General features: G+C 67.4%; 4 protein-coding genes. 1 reads left to right on the plus strand and 3 read right to left on the minus strand.

Annotation, left to right across the window (positions count from 1 at the left end; translation table 11 throughout):
• Both NBV68_RS18660 and fsa read right to left on the minus strand, forming a co-directional pair.
• Positions 1 to 1,586, minus strand: a 1,586-nt coding sequence (locus NBV68_RS18660) for a cobaltochelatase subunit CobT (protein WP_296312877.1), incomplete at its 3' end; no start/stop codon positions are given.
• A 3-nt stretch (positions 1,587 to 1,589) separates the two neighbouring features.
• Positions 1,590 to 2,243: a fructose-6-phosphate aldolase gene (gene fsa / locus NBV68_RS18665; protein WP_296312879.1), complete on the minus strand. Its 654-nt coding sequence runs from the start codon at positions 2,241 to 2,243 to the stop codon at positions 1,590 to 1,592.
• A 61-nt stretch (positions 2,244 to 2,304) separates the two neighbouring features.
• Between fsa and NBV68_RS18670 the strand changes: the two genes are divergently transcribed.
• Positions 2,305 to 2,961 (plus strand): DUF2490 domain-containing protein, encoded by a 657-nt coding sequence (locus tag NBV68_RS18670; RefSeq protein ID WP_296312883.1) that lies wholly within the window; start codon positions 2,305 to 2,307, stop codon positions 2,959 to 2,961.
• Between the two features lie 12 nt (positions 2,962 to 2,973).
• On the opposite strand, the gene NBV68_RS18675 is transcribed toward NBV68_RS18670, so the two are convergent.
• On the minus strand, positions 2,974 to 3,306 hold a 333-nt coding region (locus NBV68_RS18675), incomplete at its 5' end, for a DUF4197 family protein (protein ID WP_296312918.1).

The raw sequence follows: 3,306 nt of genomic DNA on the forward strand, positions 1-3,306 counted from the left end.
CTGATCACCATCAGGATGCGGCGTTCTTCGGGGCGGTAGAGCAGGCGGCTGTGCGCCCAGATCAGCGCCTCGCCGTCGATGTTTTCCTTCAGCAGCCCCTCGCGCATCATCAGCCCAAGATTGCGGCGCGCGCGGCGCCACGGCTCGTCGGCCTGCTTGTAGATGATGTGGCGCAGGTCGTTCAAACGCCCTGGGTTCTGCGGCTTGCCATCGGCGAGCCACGCCTCGCGGCTCTGCCCGCCCTTCCACGCGCGGGTGGTGAAGCCGAGGATCTCGGTCTTGACCCCGCAGCGCTCCAAGGTGCGCGCCAGAATGTCGGCGCTGATCGCGGCAATCGAGATCGGCCGCCCGCGCATCGAGCCCGAATTGTCGATCAGCAGGGTGACGATCGTGTCCTTGAACTCGACATCACGTTCGACCTTGTAGGACAGCGCCGTGCCGGGCGAGATGATCACCCGGGCGAGGCGCGCGGCATCGAGCACGCCTTCTTCCTGGTCGAAATCCCAGCTGCGGTTCTGCTGCGCCATCAGGCGGCGCTGCAAGCGGTTGGCAAGGCGCGTCACCACGCCCTGCAAGCCGGTCAGCTGGCTGTCGAGATAGGCGCGCAGCCGGTCGAGCTCCTCCGCGTCGCACAGGTCGGGCGCGGCGACTTCCTCGTCGAAGCGGGTGGTGAAGGCCTTGTAGTCGAGGCTGGCGGGCACCTCGGCCTGCGGGCGGTTGGGGCGGACGGGAGCATTCGCGGCGTCGCTGTCGTCGCCCGGCTCGCCCTCGGCCATGTCGCTGTCGGTCTGGGTGTCGGAGGATTGCTCCCCCTCGCCCTCGCCCTCGGCCATGTCGCCGGCCATTTCCGCGGACTGCGGATCGCCCTCGCCCTGGTTGTCGTCCTCACCCTCGTTTTCGTCGTCGGGGCCGTCATCCTCGTCGGCCTCGTCCGAATCGCTTTCGTCGGGGGCTTCGGTCGGCCGGGTCAGATCGAGCTCGCGCAGCATGTCGAGCGCGAGTTTCTGGAAGGCCTTCTGGTCGCTGACCGCCTCGGCCAGCGCCGCGAAATCGCCGCCGACCTTCTCTTCCAGAAAATCGCGCACCAGCTCGATCCCGCCCTGCGCTTTGGCCGGGATGGCTTCGCCGGTCAGCGCCTCGCGCACCAGCAGGGCAAGCGCGGTCTGCAAGGGCACTTCGGAGGAATTCTGCGCGCGCACGATCTTGTCGCCCGCGGTGCGCAGCTCGGTCGCGGCGTCGAGATTGGCGCGGATACCGCCGAAGCGGTTGGCCCCCAGCGCCTCGTAACGCACCTGCTCGATCGCATCATAGCAGGCGCGGGCGATGGGTTCGGGCGGCGCGGATCTGGCGTGGAGCGAAGCATCGTGGTGGCGCAGCTTGAGCGCAAAGGAATCCGCAAAGCCGCGCGCCTCGCGCACCTGATCGGCGGGCAGATCGCGGCCCGGCAGCGGCACGCGGAAGCGGTTGCCGGCAGCGCCGGGCACATCCGCGCTCCACGCGACCTCCACCTCCGCATCGCGCGCAATGGCCCGCGATGCGCCGGTGAGCGCCTGCTTGAACAGATCGAGCGGAGACTGGTCGGCCATTGCCTAGAGGATACTCTGCCCGGACTTCGCCCAATCGGCCATGAAGCCCTCGATCCCCTTGTCGGTGAGGACGTGCTTGAACAGGTCGTGGATAACCTTGGGCGGCGCAGTCATGACGTCGGCGCCGATCTTGGCGGCCTGCAGCACGTGCATGGTGTGGCGCACGCTCGCGACAAGAATCTCGGTGGCGAAATTGTAGTTGTCGTAGATCAGGCGGATGTCCTCGATGAGGTCCATGCCGTCAAAGCCGTTGTCATCGTGCCGGCCGACGAAGGGCGAGATGAAGCTCGCCCCCGCCTTGGCCGCCAGCAGCGCCTGATTGGCCGAGAAGCAGAGGGTGACATTGACCATCGTGCCCTCCGATGACAGCGCCTTGCAGGTCTTCAGACCATCAACCGTCAGCGGCACCTTGATGCAGACATTGTCGGCGATCTTGCGGAGGATTTCAGCCTCCTTCATCATCGTCGCGTGGTCCAATGCGACCACTTCGGCGCTCACCGGCCCGTCGACGATCCCGCAGATCTCGGCGGTGACTTCCTTGAAATCGCGCCCCGACTTGGCGATCAGCGAGGGATTGGTGGTCACCCCGTCCAGCAGCCCGGTGGCGGCAAGATCGCGGATCGCCTCGATCTCGGCAGTGTCGACGAAGAATTTCATGAGAGTCGCTCCAGACTGTTTTCCGATAGGCAGCGGGCTGCCAGCGTTTTAGGGCGAGCGCATGACACGCCTGCCCGCACGAATTGCGACGCTGCTTGCCGCCCTCGCGTGCGCTTGGCAACCGTCCAAAGCATGGGCACAGGACGAAGACGTGCAATTGTGGCACTTCTTCAACCTCACTGGCGATCTCGACAAGGACACGCGGCTCACCATCGACGCCACCCAACGCTGGCGCGAGGAAGCGCGCGGCGACGAGCAGCAGACGATCCGCGTGACGGTGGAGCAGACCATAGCCAAGGGCCTGCGCATCGGCGGCGGGGGCGCGGTGTTCGAGGCGGGCGGCGCGACCGAGATCCGGCCGCACCAGCAGGTGAGCCTCACCCGGGGCCGAATCGAATGGCGCACCCGGCTGGAGGAACGCTTCTTCGATGGCGCCGACCGGATGGAGCTGCGGCTGCGCCAGCGCATCCAGTACAACCAGCCGCTCGGGCAAGTCTGGCGCGCGAGCCTGGGCGGCGAGTGGCTGGGGCTGCTGCAGGGGCGCAATGACGGTCAGGGCGCCTCGACCGAGCAATGGCGCGCGCAGGCGGGGATCGCCACCCGGATCAATAACCGGCTGGAGGTGGGGGCGAATTACTGGCTGATCGTCGCGCCGCGCGGGTCCCTGCCTGCGCGCACCACCCATGTGCCGCAGACGGTGCTGACTTACCGGTTCTGACCGGGGCCGCTTCTAGATTCGGCTGCCGAGCCCGAACACCCCGATCAGCAGCGGATCGCGGGTGCGTTCCGGATTGGCGCGGATCGCGGCTTCCTCGCGCGCGATCTCGCCCCAGACGGCATCGTCGATCTGGCGGCCGAAGCGGTCGGCGACGCTTGCGACATCCACCCCGGTCAGAGCGCCGAGCGCCTGGCCGAGCAGCGGATCGCGGCTGATGCGCAGTGCTTCGCCGAGTTCGGGCACCATCGCATCGAGCAGCGCAGTGCCGAGCTCCTGCCTCAGGTACAGGCTGGCCGCGTCCGGCCCGCCGCGCACCAGCGCGATCGCGTTATCGAAGCCGATCAC

It is taken from the genome of Erythrobacter sp. (assembly GCF_023653175.1).
Lineage (GTDB): Bacteria > Pseudomonadota > Alphaproteobacteria > Sphingomonadales > Sphingomonadaceae > Erythrobacter.